A 15,780-nucleotide genomic window follows, 5' to 3' on the forward strand; every position below is an offset into this window, starting at 1 on the left:
ATATTAGATCTGGATTAAGGTTGACAACCTGAACATGAGGGTTTCCGCCGCATTCCGAGCGGTCACACTTCGCAACCCATCAACAGCCCAAGCGGGCTTGAATAACCCGACAATCGTTATGGATAAGACGAATGTCTGTAGTAGGTTGCATATGTTCCTGTCCGCATCGGCGTCACCGCTTGCGTCGCGTTTCCGGCGGCGGAGTGGGCGCGGGCAATGCCAGCGGAACCTTATCCACCGCCCGAACCTCTTCCTTCGGCCCCGGCAGCGGAATCACGGCCGGCGTTTTTGGAGCCGGCAAGGCCTCTGGCGCCGATGCCGTTTCGGCGATCCGGGAACTCAAATGCTCCACCGTCTTGATCAGGGATTGCAGCTTGTCCTTAAGCTCGTCGATGGAGGGGTCCACCGATTGCGCCTTGCGCTGCGTCTTGCCCAGGGCGGCGTTGCCACCGTCCAGAAAAGCGTCCCGCCACATGGAAACTTGTTTTGGGCTCACGCCCACGGACAGGGCGACCCATTCGGGCTCCTCGCCGTGAAGCACCCGCATGACCGCCTCGGTCTTTTGCTTCTTGGTCAACCGGCGGCCCGCCGACGGTGATTTCTGGCCGCCGGACATGGCCGCCGAACGTGGAATCTGGGTCACCGGCAGACTTGATGCGGCGGGCGGAGCCACGACCGCCGGAGCCACCGCCGACGCCCCACCCCCGCTATCGCCCAATCCGCGCATGACCGGATGCAGGGGAGCCGCCCCGCCGACCGTACCGAGGGAAAGCGCGGGCAAGGCCGCCGTCTCCATCTGCGCCACGATCTTTTCCAACTCGGCCAGGGCGATACGCGCCGCCATGGAAACCGCGGCAAAATGCTCCGGCCCGGTCAGCGTGTTCAGCAGCGAGATCGTGTCATCCACATAAGTCCGCACCACGGCGGCGGACCGCCCACCGGGATTTTGAACAAACCGACGAACCCGTGCGGGAATGCGCCGCAACAGCCCCACCCGGCGCGCCGACAGCACCTTGAACTCCATCACCTTCAGCAAAAGCGAGGCGTGGCGGACCGGGTGCATATTCTCGAACAGGTATTCGATCAGTTCGATCTCGGCGAATTCCAGGATAAGGAACGAACTCTGCGTCGTCTGCCAGTTGCGAACGAAATTGCAGATGGCGGCCAATTGCGCCGCCATTTCATCGTTGAACAAATCGGGGTCCAGCATGGTCCAGGCCTTGCCGCTGGAAATGGGCAGGCGGCCCGGCTGTCCGAAATTGCGCGTGACGTTGCGGGCGACAGCCATGAGAAGACGACTGTCGGAGTTACGGGTGCCGCGCGGGAAGCAGTCATGAAGCAAATCCACCGCCTGGAAATCCAGGCAGGCCGGCTGATCGGCCAGCAGCAGGGCCAAGGACGAAAGATTGCCGGGGATCGAGGGATCGCCCTTGGGCGGCAGACGTTGCAAGATGAAATCGATTCGGGCCTTGGCCTCGGCGGGATCCACCTGCGGCAGCGGATCGGCTTCGGCGGCGCCACCGAAGGCGGAATGCGACCTGGACTGCTCCACCTCGGCCCGAGGATGCGGCAGATACTGGGCGGCAAGGGCTTGAAGCTTGCTCAGAACAGACTGCCCGAATCCACGGGCGGCCTTGGCCGCATCCGGCCAGTTCCGCGCCAGATCGGACAGTCGGGACACTTGGGCGCGGATATCCTTGGCGTTTCCCTTCGGCCTGAACTTTTGCTCGAAGGGCTCCCCCTCGGGCTCGGAAGTCCAACCACCGACAGGAGCGGAAGCGCTCGGCTGTTCCGAATCCGGGGCCTCCTCGTCTTCCTCTCTGGCCGCCAACGCGCTGGACACCCTCAACCGCTCCATCCCCATTTGCATATCCAAGGCGGGAATTTACATCACCTTAGTGATCAGGTCCAATCGAACCCGCACCCAGGTTGCCATCGCTTGGGATGCGGGGAAGGAAAAATGCGAACATCGCCCCTTGCCCAGGCGGACTCTCCACCCAGATTCGTCCGCCCAGATGGCTGACGATATTGCGGCTGATGGTCAGGCCCAGGCCCGTCCCCGCTGGCTTGGAGGTCATGGTGTCGCCCACCTGCTGAAACTTATCGAAGACCTTCTCGCACGCCCAATCCGGAATGCCGGGACCGTTGTCCCGGACCGAAACGGTGATGCCGTCCGCCTGATCACGCAAGGAGACCTGGACGCGGCCGGTCTGCGGGTCGCAAAATTTCACGGCGTTGGACAACAGATTGATGACCACCTGCGAAAAGCGGTCGCGATCGGTCTCCAGATGGACCGGCTGGGCGGGAAGATCGAGGTCCAGCGCCACGCCCTTGTCCTTGAACAACTGCCCCACCGAACTGGCGGCGTCCTCCATGACCTGGACCAGATCGCTGTCCACCAGATCCCAGGTATCGGTGTCGGCCTCCAGCTTGGCCAGATCCAGCACCTGATTGATCAGGCGCGTCAGGCGTTCGCTTTCCTTGATGACGATGCCGAGGAATTCCTGGCGCTGGGACAGGTCCACCTGGGGATTGTCGAACAGGATTTCCGAGAACGAGCGGATGGAGGTCAGCGGCGTGCGAAGCTCGTGGGTGACCGTCGCGATGAACTCGTCCTTCAGGCGCGACAGATCGCTCAGCTTCTCGTAGGCGGCCCGCAGCTCGGCGGTGGTGGTCTCCAGCTCCTTGGATTTCTGCTCTAATTTATGGCTATAGGCGATGACCTGGGAGTTCTCGTCCAGGATATCCATCACCTCGTGCAGGCTGACGATCTCGCCCTTGGCCACCGAGGCCACCACCACCCGGGCGGTGGCGGTGCCGATGGCGCCTGCCAGCAGCCGTTCGGTGAACTCCACCAGTTCCGGATTGGCTTCGTCCGGATTGGGGCTGATCCGGCGCGTCTGACTGAACCCCCGAAAAGCCGCCTCGGCATGTTCGGCGCCGACGAAGCGGGCGGCCAGGGCCTGGAGGTCCGAAATGGTGGCGTTGCCGCGCCAGAACTGCGACGTCCCGCCCGGCACCGCGTTGAAGGAATCCACGAATTGCGACGCCTGAATTCTCTCGATGGCGCTTTGCTCGGAGATCAGGGACACCAGCACATAACAGCCGATATTGGCGATCATGCTCCACATCAGGGCATGGGGCACCGCCTCCATTCCCGCCAGACCGAACAAGGCCCCCGGCTTCAGCAGCGCCATGCCGAACGGCCCCCATTCGGTGAAGGAAGACGGCAAAACCCCCGAACGCGCCAGGGACGGCAAAAACAGGGTATAGGCCCACAGCAGAAACCCCGCCGCCAGACCGGCCAGGGCGCCAGCCTTGCTGCCGCCCCGCCAGAACAAACCGCCCAGCAGCACCGGCGCGAACTGAGCCACGGCGGTGAACGACATCAGGCCGATTCCCACCAGGGTGAAATTCTCCCCCGTCAGCCGGGCATAAAGATAGCCCAGCAACAAGAAGCCCACGATGGCGAGACGGCGGATGGCCAGCACCACGCCGCTCAAGGAATCGCGGCCCGGCGCGAAGGCCAGATAGCCGCGCACCAGCAACGGCATGGCGATGTAGTTGGAAAACATGGTGGCGAGCGCGATGGTCTCGACGATGACCATGCCGGTGGCCGCCGACAGCCCGCCGAGGAAAGCGATGGTGGCGAAGACGGCGGAATCCTTGGCCAGCGGCAATGCCAGCACGAAGGTGTCGGGATCGACGCCCTGATCGGCGAAGGCCAGCCGACCGGCCAGGGCGATGGGCAGCACGAACAGATTGATCAGGATCAGGTAAAGCGGGAACAGCCAAGCCGCCCGGCGCACATGGGCCTCGTCCACATTCTCCACCACCGCCACCTGGAACTGACGCGGCAGGCAGATGATGGCCATCATGGACAGCAGGGTCAGCGATATCCAGGTGCCGTAATCGCCGGACCCGGCGAAGGTGAAGAGCTGGGCGATATCGGGGCGCGCCGCCGCCTGGGCGAACAAATCGCCGAATCCATCGTGGAACGAATAGGTGACCAGCCCGCCCACCAGCAGGAAGGCCGCCAGCTTGACCACGGATTCGAAGGCGATGGCGCTGACCATGCCGCGATGATGCTCCGAGGCGTCGATATGGCGCGCCCCGAACAGAATGGAAAACGCCGCCAGGATCACGGTGACGTAGAAGGCGGTGTCGAACAGGTTCGCGGTGGTCTCGTGAGTCAGCAGTTCGAACGTGTCGGACACCGCTTTGAGCTGAAGCGAGATATAGGGGACGATGCCGATGATGGCGATGCCGGTGACCAGGGCGCCCACCGAATGGCTTTTGCCGTAGCGCGACGAGATGAAGTCGGCGATGGAGGTAATGCGCTCGGCCCGGCCGATGCGAATCATCTTGCCCACCACCATGGGCCACAGCGCCGCCATCAGCGTCGGCCCCAGATAGATGGGCAGGAACATCAGGCCGCGGCTGGACGCCAGACCGACGCTGCCGAAGAAGGTCCAGGACGTGCAATAGACCGCCAGCGACAGGGAATAGATCCAAGGCCCGCTGAGCGGCCGCCCGGTCAGCCCGACCCTGCGGTCGCCGCCATAGGCGATGGCGAACAGAACCAGCAGATAAAGCAGCGAGACGAGCGCCAGCGCCCCGGTGGACATGGTCAGTCCCCCTCACCCTTTTCCGCGATCAGCGCCACCACGCCGGTCAAGCCGATCCAGGCGGAAAAGACGTAAAGGGCGAAGACAGGAACCCCCGCCACCATGCCGCCGTTCATGAACAGCATCAGCAGTGGCGGGGTGAACAGGGCGGCCCCCAACAGAAAGGCCGCCGCCAGCTTGTCGCGAACGGCCTTGGACTTGCGAAGCCGGAAGGCGCGGCGATGCGGCATCTCAGCTCTCCACCAAGGCCTCGGCGCGGGCCAGACGGCCCCGCACCGTGTCCATCAATTGGCCGAAATCATGGATTCCGCTTTCCTTCAGCCGGTCGATCTGGCGGATCAGGATTTCCGCCGTGATCAGCGCCTTGCCGATTTCCGTGCGATGATCGCCCACCCGGATTCCCAGCCTGCGCGCCGTCTCCTCCAGGGAATGGTCGGGCTCGATGGGGTCCAGCAGGGACGAGATCATCATGGTGTCGACCACCAGGGGATGAATGCCCTGGCCCTCGCGGTCTTCCAGCAGGCCGAGAGCGGAGCCGATGCCGTGGAAGGCCAGGACGGCATCGTCGGCGAAGGCCCAGAACTGGGGCAGCACCACCGCCAGCGGCGGCTTGCCGTCGGCGCTTCCCTCCGCATCCGCCGCGACCTTTCGCTCGAAGCTCCGCGCCGTCAGCAGTCGGCCATCCTCGATGCGGACGGCGCCCAGGGCGGTGATGCGTCGGCGATCGCCTGCCTGGGCGGCTCCCAGGGGGGTGACCACCGCCACCGCAAGGAATGCCATGTGATCCAGCTTGCGCCCGGCAAAGGCGCCCACATTGGCGCGGACAAGCAATTCCGCCCTGATATCGGCCTCGGTCAGTGACGACGGACTGCCGAGGCCGGTCCATTCGGCATCGGTGAACTGGGCGCGACGGGCCAGCGGCAAGGGAACCCGAAGCGCGGCGAAGCCGCCTCGCTTGGACAGACTCCACGGCTCGCTGTCGTGGCGGTCCAGCACATCCCTGACCCGCTGCGGCCCCAGCGCGGTGTTGATCTCGGCGTCCAGCCAATGGGTCAGGCGGTGGTCGGCGACCGGATCGCCCTTCCAGTTGATATCCATGTAGACGCGGCGGTCGCCCAGCATGCACTCCATGTCGAACACCGAACTGCCGGTATGGGCGTGGAGGGCGGCGAACAACGCCAGGAAGGCTTCCATCAGACTGTGGCTGTCGCCGTGCAGCCACAGCGGCACGCCGACCATGGTCAGCTTGATGTCCAGGCGGTGTTCCAAGGTGGCGGCGATGGAGGCGTAGACCTCGCTGAAATGGATGTCGGCCATGGGCCATGCCTCGGGCGCCGAGCGACTCGACCCGGCGGCCATGGCTTCCAGCCGGTTGCTCATGCGCACGCTTTCCTCGGCCACCACGCCGACGAATTTCGACCGGTCGGCGGCGGCCATGTCGGGATAGTCGGTCAGCATCTGGGCGGCGGCATAAAGCGAGCCCAGCGGCCCCCGCAGGTCACGGGTCAGCGCTTGGCGCACCGCGTCGCGGGGATCGAGGTCGGCCCAGTTCTCGCTCATGTCGCGAAACACCGCCACGTAGCCGGTGATAACGCGGCGAGGACCAAGGACCAGCGACATCTGTCCATGCAGCAATTGACGGCCGCTGCGGCTTGGGCAGGCGAATACGGTGGTTCCCACCAGTCCCTCGCCATCCTTGCCGAAGGTCGAAAGCCGCGCCTTCAGGCAATCCAGCGCATGGTCGAGCGAGGCTCGCGGGACCAGCGCCCCCAAGCCGAAACCACTGGCGACGCCGGCCAGCAGGCGCTCGGCCGCGCGGTTGTGAAACAACACCCGATGGTCGAGATCGCAGACGACGACGCATTCGGCCAGATCGCGCAACGCCACGTCGAGCCAAGCCCGTTGCTCCTGGGCCCGGTCGCTGGCGGTGCGGGCGGCCTGGCGCAGACCCTGGCGCTCAATACGGGCGGCATCGCACAGATGGCCGACCACATCGGGCAGCGCCCCCAGGGAATGCAGGCCCACATCGCCCAGCGGCCGTTCCTGGGCCGAGCCGGTCAGCCAATCCTGGATGTCGGCGGCAAGACGGGCGCTGGGCCCCAGCAGAAGGTGATCCACCCAGCTCCAGGCCATGGCGAACAGACCGGCGATGATCACGCCCGACACCTTCTCGGCCCAGCCCAACGGCTCGCCGGTCCAAAGCGCCACCGCCGCCGGGGCGACGGATCCCGCCAGTCCCAATCCGGCGAAGATGAGGGCGATCCAGCTTCTGTCGCTCACAGGCGTCCCTTCACGGTCTTAAGGAGCAGGCTCCAGGTAGTGCTTGATCAGTTCCACCACCTCGCGGGTCGAGAACGGCTTGGTGACATAGTCATCCACGCCGAGGGCGAACCCCTTCTCGCGGTCGATCTCGCGGCCGCGCGCCGTCAGCATGATAATGCGAACCCCCGCCCAGGCCGGATTGGCCCGGATGGTCTGGCAGACATCGTAGCCGTCGCGCTTGGGCATCATGACATCGAGAAGGATCAGGTCCGGCAGCCGTTCCGCCACGGCGGCCAAGGCGGCATCGCCGTCACGGGCGATGCGGGACTCATAGCCCGCCTGCCTGACCAGGAATTCCAGCGAAATGACGATGTTGGGCTCGTCATCGACGATCAATACGGAACGTGCCACGCCTCACCCCCGCCGATCTTATATTTATAATGATGATCATGGGGCTTATTTGGCGGCGCGCCAAGGGGGCAGTTAGGGTTTGATGCAGTTACACTGAATCAAACCCTAAGCCCGAGCGGCGTTTGAGCCCGTGGAAAAGCGGCGCTTTTCCAAGCAGCGCGAATCCCGGAATGCTTCAGCCTGAACCTGAAGCATTCCGGGCTGCGGGAGCGAGATAGCCCCGCGCCACCGCCTCGGCGATCAGGCTGCGGGCATAGGCGGCAAGGCGGCCGGACCCGCCCTCGATGCGGGGCAGCAGCTTTTCCACCTTATCGGCGGTGACCGCGTTGGATTTCCAGGTGCCGCCCTCGGTCTCGAAATTGTGCAAAAGCGGCTGCAGCCGGTCCAGGGAATGGGCGAAGCGGGCCTCTGGGGTTTGGCGGTCCTCGAACTCGCGCCACAGGGCGCTGTAAGCCGCCGCCTGATCCTTGGGCAATAGGCCGTAAAGCCGCCGTGCCGCCGCCTGCTCGCGGGCGTCCTTGTCTTCGTGCCCGGCCTCGTCGTGGATGAAGGTGTCGCCCGCGTCGATCTCGACGATGTCGTGAATCAGCAGCATGCGCGCCACCCGGCCCACATCCACCGGATCATCGGCGTATTCCTCCAGCAGGAAAGCCATGGTGGCGATGTGCCAGGAATGCTCGGCATCATTCTCGCGCCGCGACGAATCGATCAGCAGGGTCTGGCGCAGGATGGTCTTCAGCTTGTCGATCTCGACGATGAAGGCGATCTGGGCGGCGAGGCGGGAATCGGCGCAGGGAATCATGCTCCCTCCTTGGACAATTCGAAACGGCGCAGGGCCGGGAAGCGATAGGCCCAGATGGCGGCCACCGCCAGGGTGCCGACACCGCCCAGCACCACGGCGGGCACGGTGCCCAACAACGCCGCCGTGACGCCCGATTCGAACTCCCCCAGTTCGTTGGAGGCGGTGATGAAAACCAGATTGACCGCGCTGACGCGGCCACGCATCTCGTCGGGCGTGTTGATCTGCACCAGGGTCTGGCGCAGCACCACGCTGACCATGTCGGCGGCCCCCAGCACCGCCAGGGCCGCCATGGACAGCGGGAAGCTGGTGGACAGGCCGAACACCACGGTGGCCGCGCCGAAGATGGCCACCGCCACGAACAGCTTGGCCCCGGCGCCGCGCTCCATGGGACGATGGGCCAGGACCAGGGCGGAGGTCGCGGCCCCCAAGGCGGGCGCGCTGCGCAACAGGCCGAGCCCCACCGGCCCCACCATCAGGATGTCCCTGGCATAGATGGGCAGCAGGGCCGTGGCGCCGCCCAGCAGCACCGCGAACAGGTCCAGCGACACAGAGCCCAGGATTTCTGGCCGCCCCAGCACGAAGCGGATGCCGTCGAAGATGCCGCCCGAACTCTCGGTTCGAATGGAAAGCCGCGCCGTCATGGCGAAGGTGGCCAGCGTCGCCCCGGTCAAGAGCACCGAAGACGTTCCGAACACCGCCACCGGTCCCAGGGCATATAGAAAGCCGCCCAAGGCCGGTCCGGCGATGACGGTGATCTGCCAGACCGTGGAATTGAGCGCCACGGCGCGGCTGAGCAGATCCCGGCGCACCAGCAAGGGAGTCAGCGACTGACCGGCAGGCCCCCAGAAGGCGCGCACCGCGCCCAGCACCGACATGGCCGCGTAAACCGCCACCATGTCGGGCGATCCCGACGCCACGATGGCGAGCAGGGCCAACATGACCAGGGTGGTGACCAGCGAACAGGCCAGCAGGATCAGGCGGCGGTCGACCTTGTCGGCCAGATGGCCGCCGGGCAGGACGAAAATCAGGGCGGGAACGAACTGCGCCAAGCCCACCAGCCCCAGATCCATGGGATTGTGGGTGGTGTCGTAAACCAGCCAGCCCACCGCCACGCTGGCGGTCTGCTGCGCCAGGGACGCCAACAGGCGGCCCAGCAGGAACAGGCGGAAATCACGAATGGCGAGAACATCCCGCGCCGATGCGGTCATGACACGGCTTTCCTTGAACAACGGGCCTTGAACAACGGGCGCCGAGTCTAGTCATGCTTGCCAAGCCGGGGCAACAGGTGTAAACGACCGGTTCCGCGCGGCACCCCTGGAGGCCGCGCTTATATGTGTTTGTCAGGAGAACACCATGTCCGAAGCTATCATCATCGCCGCCGAGATGCGCGATCGGAGCGGAAAGGGGGCCGCCCGTGCCACTCGTCGCGAAGGTAAGGTTCCCGGCGTCATTTATGGCGAAAAGCAGGCCCCCGTCTGCATTCAACTCGACCCCCGCGTGCTGTGGGCCCAGATCACCAAGTCCGGCTTCTTCACCCAGTTGTTCGACGTCGATCTCGGTTCGGGCGGCAAGCATCGCTGCCTCGCTCGCGACGTGCAGATGCACAAGGTGACCGACCAGCCGATCCATGTGGACTTCATGCGCGTGTCGGCCGATCACGCCATCCACGTGAAGGTTCCGGTCCACTTCACCAATGAAGCCAAGTCCCCGGGCATCAAGAAGGGCGGCGTGGTCAATGTGGAACTGCACGAAATCGAAGTGATGTGCAGCCCGGAAGCCATCCCGCACGAATTCGTCATCGACCTGACCGGCTTCGAGATCGGCCAGTCGGTGCATCTGAAGGACATCGCGCTGCCGGCTGGCGTGAAGCCCTATCACATGGCCCTGGACGCTACCGTGGCCTCCATCGCGGCGCCGACCGTGGCCCGCGCCGAGACCGAAGAAGCGGCCCCCGAGGCTGCTGGCTGACATGACGCTGCTGGTGGTGGGACTGGGTAATCCCGGCGCCCAATACGCCAGAAACCGTCATAATATCGGCTTCATGGCGGCGGACGAACTCGTCCGCCGCCATTCCTTTTCCCCCTGGAAATCCAAGTTCCAGGGCGAGATCGCCGAAGGCGTCATCGGCAGCCGCAAGGTATTGGTTCTAAAGCCCATGACCTTCATGAACCTGTCCGGCCAATCGGTGGGTGCGGCCGCCCGCTTCCTTAAGATTCCGGTGGACGACATCGTCGTGGCGCATGACGAGCTCGACCTGCCGCCCGGCCGTCTCAAGGTCAAGCGCGGCGGCGGCGCGGGTGGCCATAACGGGCTGAAGAGCATCGATTCTCATATGGGCCAGAACTATCGTCGGGTGCGGATCGGCATCGGCCATCCCGGCGACCGCGATCTGGTCACCGGCTATGTCCTGCACGATTTCGCCAAGGCCGACGAGGCCTGGATGGCCCCGCTGCTCGACGCCGTGGCCGCCACCTTCCCCATGCTGGCCGAGGGCGACGACGCCGGGTTCATGAACCGCGTCGCCCACCTGACCGCCCCGCCCAAGCCGAAAAAGGAAAAGCCGCCCATGGAGACGGCCGCGGCTCCCCTTCCCGAACCCTCCCCGCCCTCCGGCGGCAGCCTCGCCGACGCGCTGAAGGCGGCGTTCCGTAAGAAAAATGAATAATCACCATGGGCATCATCAGGCAACGAAGCCAACGCATGGAGCGCCCTCTTGGTGTCCTTGGTGTCTTGGTGGTAAACCACCGCCAGGATCAATGACCGACGTCTGTCATGTCGGCATCGCTGACATCACCACCAAGGCACCAAGGACACCAAGATGATTGAAGTGCCCAACCATCTCGACTCCCTGGCGAAGGACGTCGTCGATGGGGCCTTTCAGGCTCATCGCACGCTGGGACCGGGGCTTTTAGAGTCGGTGTATGAGCAATGCCTGACGCGTGAGCTGGCGAAGCGAGGCTTGGGCGTGAAGCGACAGGTGGCGGTCCCGGTGACGTATGATGGAGAGGTTATCGATTCGGCCTTGAAGCTCGACCTGCTGGTCGAGGACAAGATCATCGTGGAGATAAAGGCCGTCGAGAAGATCGCGCCGCTCCATATGGCGCAGCTCCTCACCTATTTGAAGCTCTCCGGCCGACGCCTCGGCTTTCTCATCAATTTCAACGTCCCTCTCATTCGCGACGGCATCAGCCGACTCGCGCTCTAGCAAGAACGAGGATTTCATGGGTTTCAACTGCGGCATCGTCGGCCTTCCCAATGTGGGCAAGAGCACCCTGTTCAACGCGCTCACCTCCACGGCGGCAGCGCAGGCGGCCAATTATCCCTTCTGCACCATCGAGCCCAATGTGGGCCGCGTGGCGGTGCCCGATCCGCGCCTCGACAGGCTGGTCGTCATCGGCAAGAGCCAGAAGGAAATTCCCACCCAGTTGGAATTCGTCGATATCGCCGGTCTGGTGCGCGGCGCCTCCAAGGGCGAGGGCCTGGGCAATCAGTTCCTCGCCAATATCCGCGAGGTGGACGCCATCGTCCATGTGCTGCGCTGCTTCGAGGACGGCGACATCACCCATGTGGAGGGCAGCGTCGATCCGGTGCGCGACGCCGAGACCATCGAGACCGAACTGATGCTGGCCGATCTGGACAGTTTGGAGCGCCGCATCGTGCCGCTGGAGAAGAAGGCCAAGAACGGCGACAAGGATGCCAAGGCCCAGGTGGACGTCATGGCGCCGCTGCTGGCCGCGCTGCGCGACGGCAAGCCCGCCCGCACCATCACCTTCGATTCCGAGGAAGAGCGCCGCATCGCCAAGACGCTGGGCCTGATGACCGTCAAGCCGGTGGTCTATGCCTGCAACGTGGACGAGGCCAGCGCCGCCACCGGCAACGAATTCTCCGAACGCGTCGCCAAGTTCGCCGCCGCCGAGGGCAACAGCTCGGTGGTGATCTCGGCCGCCATCGAATCCGAAGTGGCCCAGTTGACCTCGGAAGAAGAGCGCAAGGAGTTCCTGGAAACCCTGGGACTGGAGGAAACCGGCCTCGCCCGCGTCATCCGCGCCGGTTACGAGCTGCTCCACCTCATCACCTTCTTCACCGTCGGCCCCAAGGAAGCCCGCGCCTGGACCCTGCAGAAGGGCTGCAAGGCCCCCCAGGCGGCGGGCGTCATCCACACCGATTTCGAACGCGGCTTCATCCGCGCCGAGACCATCGCCTATGACGACTTCATCGCCTGCAACGGCGAAGCGGGCGCCAAGGAAGCCGGGAAGATGCGCCTGGAAGGCAAGGAATACGTCGTCCAGGACGGCGACATCTTCCACTTCCTGTTCAATGTCTAGTTAGCCCTCGGTCGCCGGGCACCGCCTCCGGCGGCTTGGCTCCCCTCCCTCGCTTGCGGGGGAGGGTCGAGGTGGGGGCAACCCTACACCAGCGCCGCCGCCGTCAGCCAGATGCCGCCCAGCAGGTGAATGGCCAGCGTGACGCGGATCGCCGCCAATTGCGATCCGCGTCCGCCCATCATCAGGGGGGCCGCCGCCAAGGCGGCCAATACGGTCAGCAGGGGGGGCACCGTCGCCCAGGGAGGCATCTCGGACAGCCAACCCTGCGCCAGCATCAGGGCCGAGGCCAAGGCTTGGACCGCCACATAAATGGACGGTGCGCTTTTCGCGCCCATGCGCACCACCAGGGTGCGCTTGCCCGCGGCTTCGTCGGCCTTGATATCGGGTACCTCGTTACAGATCAGAATGGCGGCGGTCCAGCACCCCACCGTCGCCGCCGCCAGGATGGCCACCAGGCTGAAGGTGCCGCTTTGCAGCCAAGCGCTGGCCGCCACCGGCAGGCCGAATCCGAGTGCCACCGCCGCTTCGCCCAATCCGCGCGAGGCGAGGCTGAAGGGCGGCAGGGAATAGGCCAGGGCCAGGCCCCCGCCCACCAGGCCGAAGACCAGGATGGTCAGGCCCTTGCTGGCGACCAGCGAACCGCCGACGGCGGCTCCGGCCAGCAGCAGCACGCATCCCCATAGCGCCATGGCCCGAAGGCCGAGCAAACCGTCCTGAATGACGCGCGAGCCGCCGGTGAAGGGTGGGATGCGGTCGGTATTGAGGCGGTCCGAGCCGTTCAACGCGTCCCCCACGTCATTGATCACATTGGCACCGGCATGCAGGCATGCCATCCCCACCAGGGCCAGCAGCAGCGGAACCGGGCTGAGGGGCGCGCCGTCGCGCAATCCCCAGGCGGTGCCAACCGCCACCGGCACGGCCGAGGCGGGGAAGAACATTGGACGGGTGGCAAGAAACAGGCGGCGGATGAGGGGCGACATGGGCCGATGGTGACTGTCGAGGAAAAGGACGGCGTTGACGTGGATCAAGCGTGGATCATGGACCAGATTGGCCATGAAGGCATCCTTAACCAACACCGTGTTAGCTCCTGTGTCCACAAACGTCCCGGAGCCGCACAATGCATGACCTGATCCCCGCAGTGATGGATGCGCGCCTATTGGCACTGCTGGCCCGTTGGCGCGGCGCGGCGAAGGGACAGGCGATCGCTGATCCGGTGGCGGAATTTTCCGACCACGCCCCGCATCTGCTGGTGATCGAGCCCGAGGGAAGCGGCAATCGCTATGCCCATTACGGTGCCGCCTTCGCCCGCCATTTCGGCGCCGACCTCACCGGCCGGGTCATCGACGTGCTGCCCGCCGAGATCCTGCCGCCGGACCGGCGCGGCATGCTGGAATTCGAATACACCTACGCCCGACGCCTGAACCTGCCGTTGTGGCGCTCCTACACCGCCCAGTTCCAAGGCGGATCGACCGAGACATGGCAGCGTCTGGTGCTTCCCGTCGGCAACGGCACCCTGGTGGTCGGCGCCTATCCGGTGACCGATGTCGGCTGCGACGGCAGCGGCGCCGCCTTGCTGCGCTTGGTGATCAATCGGGTGCCGGTGGTCTTGGAGGATGACGGCGGCATCTCGGACCTTGCGCTGTCGCTGCGCGATTTCTGCGACACCCAGATGCATGTGGCCGAATTGGAGGTGCTGGCGACCCGGGATTCGCTGACCGGCGTCGCCAATCTCCGCCACTTCCACCATCTCGCCGGACTGGAACTGGATCATGCGCGGCGCATGGGGCGGTCGTTCTCGCTGCTGGCGCTCGATATCGACCACTTTAAGTCCATCAATGACACCTGGGGCCATGCCGCCGGCGATGACGCCTTGAAGGCCTTCGTCGCCGCCTGCCGCGTCGCCATTCGTGAATACGATATCCTGGGCCGGATCGGCGGCGAGGAATTCGCCGTCGCCCTGCCCAATACCGGCATCGACGGCGCCAAGGTGATCGGCGAGCGGCTGCGGCGTCAGGTGGAAGAGATGGTGGTGCGTCCCGCCAAGGGCGACGTGTTCGACCTTACCGTCAGCGTCGGCGTGGCCTATTGGGGACCATCGGACCAAGCCACCCCCGAGGCGGTGGCGCCCGATGTGGCGGAATTGCTGAAGCAGGCCGACGCGGCCCTCTACCGCGCCAAGGCCGCCGGACGCAATCGGGTGATGATCGCATAGCGTCTCTAGAGAGTGATGCATTAATATGCATCACTCTCTAGCTTCATTTGTTGCCCCTCGCCGGGCGCGTCCTTCCGGCCGCTTGGCCGCTCGCTCAATGCTCGCCAGAGCGCGTCGCCTCATATTTTTTGCTCGGCGCTCTAATGCACGGTGTCCCCCGGCCCCGGCAGCCCTTGCCGCAAAGACTCGATCGCTTCGTAGATGCGGGTCCAGGCCACCGCGTCGTCGCGCTCGCCACTCGCCAGCGCATCCCTGGCCTTGGCGGCCGCATGGGCCGAGGCCTCGTCGCCATGGCGTTCCATGACCAGCTTCGCCACCCGCCAAACGTCGGGGTCTTGCTCGCTCACAGCAGCCACCGGACGATGCCCAGCAGATCGATGCCGACGAACACGCCTTGAAGCGCGGTCAGGGCGTGGTCGCGCGTGCGCACGCCCACCCAGGTCCAGGCCAGCGACGAAACCAGGAAGAAGGTGAAGCCCCACCCGCTCTCCGCCACATTGGCGGCCAGAAACAGCGCGCCGATGATACCGGCCGCTGTCCCGACCCACTTGATTGATTGCAGCACTCTCAGCCCTCGATCCTTTTCCCGGAAAATAGCATCAGACCGGATCAGCGGCCATGGCGCACTGTGACGGCACCATGGCGTTTTTTTCTTGACGAGCGGCTGCCGTCTGGACCTTCCTAATTCCTTGAAGGTATGGATAGGGTCAAGCGACGAATGCCGGAACACAGCATTCTGCGGTGGGTGATGCGGATCGGGATGCTGGCGGTTTTGCTGGTGGTCGCCGGGCCCGCCGTGGCTCATGATCACGCCCAAGCCCCTGCGGCCGCTGCCGCCATTGCCGTTCCTGCGTCACATGACGCCGATTGTCCCCGATCGTCTCATCATGCCCCCTGTTCCATGGCCGATCATTGCGGCCATTGCATGGCGGCGCCCCTCGCCTCGCTGATTCCCCCGGCCGTCGCCCCCCTGGCCCCGCCGGAGGTCACCGCCTACGCCCCACCGACCGCGCAGGCGGCGCATCCCCTGCTCGGCTCGGCGCCGCCGCCAAAACCTCCCAGACTCTAGCACGCCGTCACCCCGTCGCCTTGGACGGGGAAGCCGGAGCGCGTCCGCGCTCCAATGGTCGTGTTTGCCTT

At 65.1% G+C, this 15,780-nt stretch carries 16 protein-coding genes; 6 read left to right on the forward strand and 10 right to left on the reverse strand.

Going from position 1 to position 15,780, the window contains the following annotated elements:
* Positions 1-172: 172 nt before the first annotated feature.
* The 7 genes from CU669_RS05240 to CU669_RS05270 all read right to left on the reverse strand — a co-directional run bounded on the left by CU669_RS05240 (position 173) and on the right by CU669_RS05270 (position 9,311).
* Positions 173-1,843 (reverse strand): helix-turn-helix domain-containing protein, encoded by a 1,671-nt coding sequence (locus CU669_RS05240; protein ID WP_146747673.1) that lies wholly within the window; start codon positions 1,841-1,843, stop codon positions 173-175.
* A gap of 52 nt (positions 1,844-1,895) precedes the next feature.
* Positions 1,896-4,628 (reverse strand): sensor histidine kinase, encoded by a 2,733-nt coding sequence (locus tag CU669_RS05245; protein ID WP_112142779.1) that lies wholly within the window; start codon positions 4,626-4,628, stop codon positions 1,896-1,898.
* Between the two features lie 2 nt (positions 4,629-4,630).
* Positions 4,631-4,858: a hypothetical protein gene (locus tag CU669_RS05250; RefSeq protein ID WP_112142780.1), complete on the reverse strand. Its 228-nt coding sequence runs from the start codon at positions 4,856-4,858 to the stop codon at positions 4,631-4,633.
* Position 4,859: 1 nt separating this feature from the next.
* Entirely contained in the window at positions 4,860-6,908 is a 2,049-nt protein-coding gene (locus CU669_RS05255; protein ID WP_112142781.1) for a hypothetical protein, read from the reverse strand.
* An 18-nt stretch (positions 6,909-6,926) separates the two neighbouring features.
* Positions 6,927-7,301 (reverse strand): response regulator transcription factor, encoded by a 375-nt coding sequence (locus tag CU669_RS05260; RefSeq protein WP_112142782.1) that lies wholly within the window; start codon positions 7,299-7,301, stop codon positions 6,927-6,929.
* A gap of 175 nt (positions 7,302-7,476) precedes the next feature.
* Positions 7,477-8,103, reverse strand: coding sequence for an HD domain-containing protein (locus CU669_RS05265; RefSeq protein ID WP_112142783.1), 627 nt, complete (start codon positions 8,101-8,103; stop codon positions 7,477-7,479).
* Positions 8,100-9,311: an MFS transporter gene (locus CU669_RS05270; RefSeq protein ID WP_112143032.1), complete on the reverse strand. Its 1,212-nt coding sequence runs from the start codon at positions 9,309-9,311 to the stop codon at positions 8,100-8,102. The genes CU669_RS05265 and CU669_RS05270 overlap by 4 nt, the downstream gene beginning before the upstream one ends.
* Positions 9,312-9,456: 145 nt before the next feature.
* On the opposite strand from CU669_RS05270, the gene CU669_RS05275 reads away from it, so the two are divergent.
* From CU669_RS05275 to ychF, 4 genes are all read left to right on the forward strand, one after another.
* Positions 9,457-10,071: a 50S ribosomal protein L25/general stress protein Ctc gene (locus CU669_RS05275; RefSeq protein WP_112142784.1), complete on the forward strand. Its 615-nt coding sequence runs from the start codon at positions 9,457-9,459 to the stop codon at positions 10,069-10,071.
* Between the two features lies 1 nt (position 10,072).
* Positions 10,073-10,768 carry an aminoacyl-tRNA hydrolase gene (pth, locus tag CU669_RS05280; protein WP_112142785.1) on the forward strand — a complete coding sequence of 232 codons (696 nt, stop codon included), beginning with the start codon at positions 10,073-10,075 and terminating at the stop codon, positions 10,766-10,768.
* Positions 10,769-10,921: 153 nt separating this feature from the next.
* Positions 10,922-11,308, forward strand: a complete 387-nt coding sequence (locus CU669_RS05285; RefSeq protein WP_112142786.1) for a GxxExxY protein — start codon at positions 10,922-10,924, stop codon at positions 11,306-11,308.
* Positions 11,309-11,324: 16 nt separating this feature from the next.
* Positions 11,325-12,428, forward strand: a complete 1,104-nt coding sequence (ychF, locus tag CU669_RS05290; protein ID WP_112142787.1) for a redox-regulated ATPase YchF — start codon at positions 11,325-11,327, stop codon at positions 12,426-12,428.
* An 83-nt stretch (positions 12,429-12,511) separates the two neighbouring features.
* Here the strand turns inward: ychF and CU669_RS05295 are convergent, their stop codons facing one another.
* Positions 12,512-13,504 (reverse strand): prenyltransferase, encoded by a 993-nt coding sequence (locus CU669_RS05295; RefSeq protein WP_239988557.1) that lies wholly within the window; start codon positions 13,502-13,504, stop codon positions 12,512-12,514.
* Positions 13,505-13,545: 41 nt separating this feature from the next.
* On the opposite strand from CU669_RS05295, the gene CU669_RS05300 reads away from it, so the two are divergent.
* Entirely contained in the window at positions 13,546-14,640 is a 1,095-nt protein-coding gene (locus tag CU669_RS05300; RefSeq protein WP_112142788.1) for a GGDEF domain-containing protein, read from the forward strand.
* 140 nt (positions 14,641-14,780) lie between these two features.
* Here CU669_RS05300 and CU669_RS05305 read toward each other — a convergent pair whose 3' ends face one another.
* A complete protein-coding gene (locus CU669_RS05305) occupies positions 14,781-14,987 on the reverse strand; it encodes a hypothetical protein (RefSeq protein ID WP_112142789.1) in 207 nt (68 codons plus the stop codon).
* Positions 14,984-15,451, reverse strand: coding sequence for a nicotinamide mononucleotide transporter (locus CU669_RS21030; RefSeq protein ID WP_146747674.1), 468 nt, complete (start codon positions 15,449-15,451; stop codon positions 14,984-14,986). The genes CU669_RS05305 and CU669_RS21030 overlap by 4 nt, the downstream gene beginning before the upstream one ends.
* Here CU669_RS21030 and CU669_RS22130 point away from each other — a divergent pair.
* Complete coding sequence (locus tag CU669_RS22130) at positions 15,401-15,709, forward strand: DUF2946 family protein (RefSeq protein ID WP_407671553.1); 309 nt, start codon at positions 15,401-15,403, stop codon at positions 15,707-15,709. The genes CU669_RS21030 and CU669_RS22130 overlap by 51 nt on opposite strands.
* Positions 15,710-15,780 lie beyond the last annotated feature (71 nt).

This window comes from Paramagnetospirillum kuznetsovii (genome assembly GCF_003284725.1).
GTDB lineage: Bacteria > Pseudomonadota > Alphaproteobacteria > Rhodospirillales > Magnetospirillaceae > Phaeospirillum > Phaeospirillum kuznetsovii.

Excerpts from the sequence above, each read along its gene's own strand:
- CU669_RS05275 (WP_112142784.1), top strand. The coding sequence starts at position 9,457 with ATGTCCGAAGCTATCATCATCGCCGCCGAGATGCGCGATCGGAGCGGA.
- CU669_RS05245 (WP_112142779.1), bottom strand. The coding sequence starts at position 4,628 with ATGTCCACCGGGGCGCTGGCGCTCGTCTCGCTGCTTTATCTGCTGGTT.
- CU669_RS05285 (WP_112142786.1), top strand. The coding sequence starts at position 10,922 with ATGATTGAAGTGCCCAACCATCTCGACTCCCTGGCGAAGGACGTCGTC.
- CU669_RS22130 (WP_407671553.1), top strand. The coding sequence starts at position 15,401 with ATGCTGGCGGTTTTGCTGGTGGTCGCCGGGCCCGCCGTGGCTCATGAT.
- pth (WP_112142785.1), top strand. The coding sequence starts at position 10,073 with ATGACGCTGCTGGTGGTGGGACTGGGTAATCCCGGCGCCCAATACGCC.
- CU669_RS05250 (WP_112142780.1), bottom strand. The coding sequence starts at position 4,858 with ATGCCGCATCGCCGCGCCTTCCGGCTTCGCAAGTCCAAGGCCGTTCGC.
- CU669_RS05265 (WP_112142783.1), bottom strand. The coding sequence starts at position 8,103 with ATGATTCCCTGCGCCGATTCCCGCCTCGCCGCCCAGATCGCCTTCATC.
- ychF (WP_112142787.1), top strand. The coding sequence starts at position 11,325 with ATGGGTTTCAACTGCGGCATCGTCGGCCTTCCCAATGTGGGCAAGAGC.
- CU669_RS05270 (WP_112143032.1), bottom strand. The coding sequence starts at position 9,311 with ATGACCGCATCGGCGCGGGATGTTCTCGCCATTCGTGATTTCCGCCTG.
- CU669_RS05300 (WP_112142788.1), top strand. The coding sequence starts at position 13,546 with ATGCATGACCTGATCCCCGCAGTGATGGATGCGCGCCTATTGGCACTG.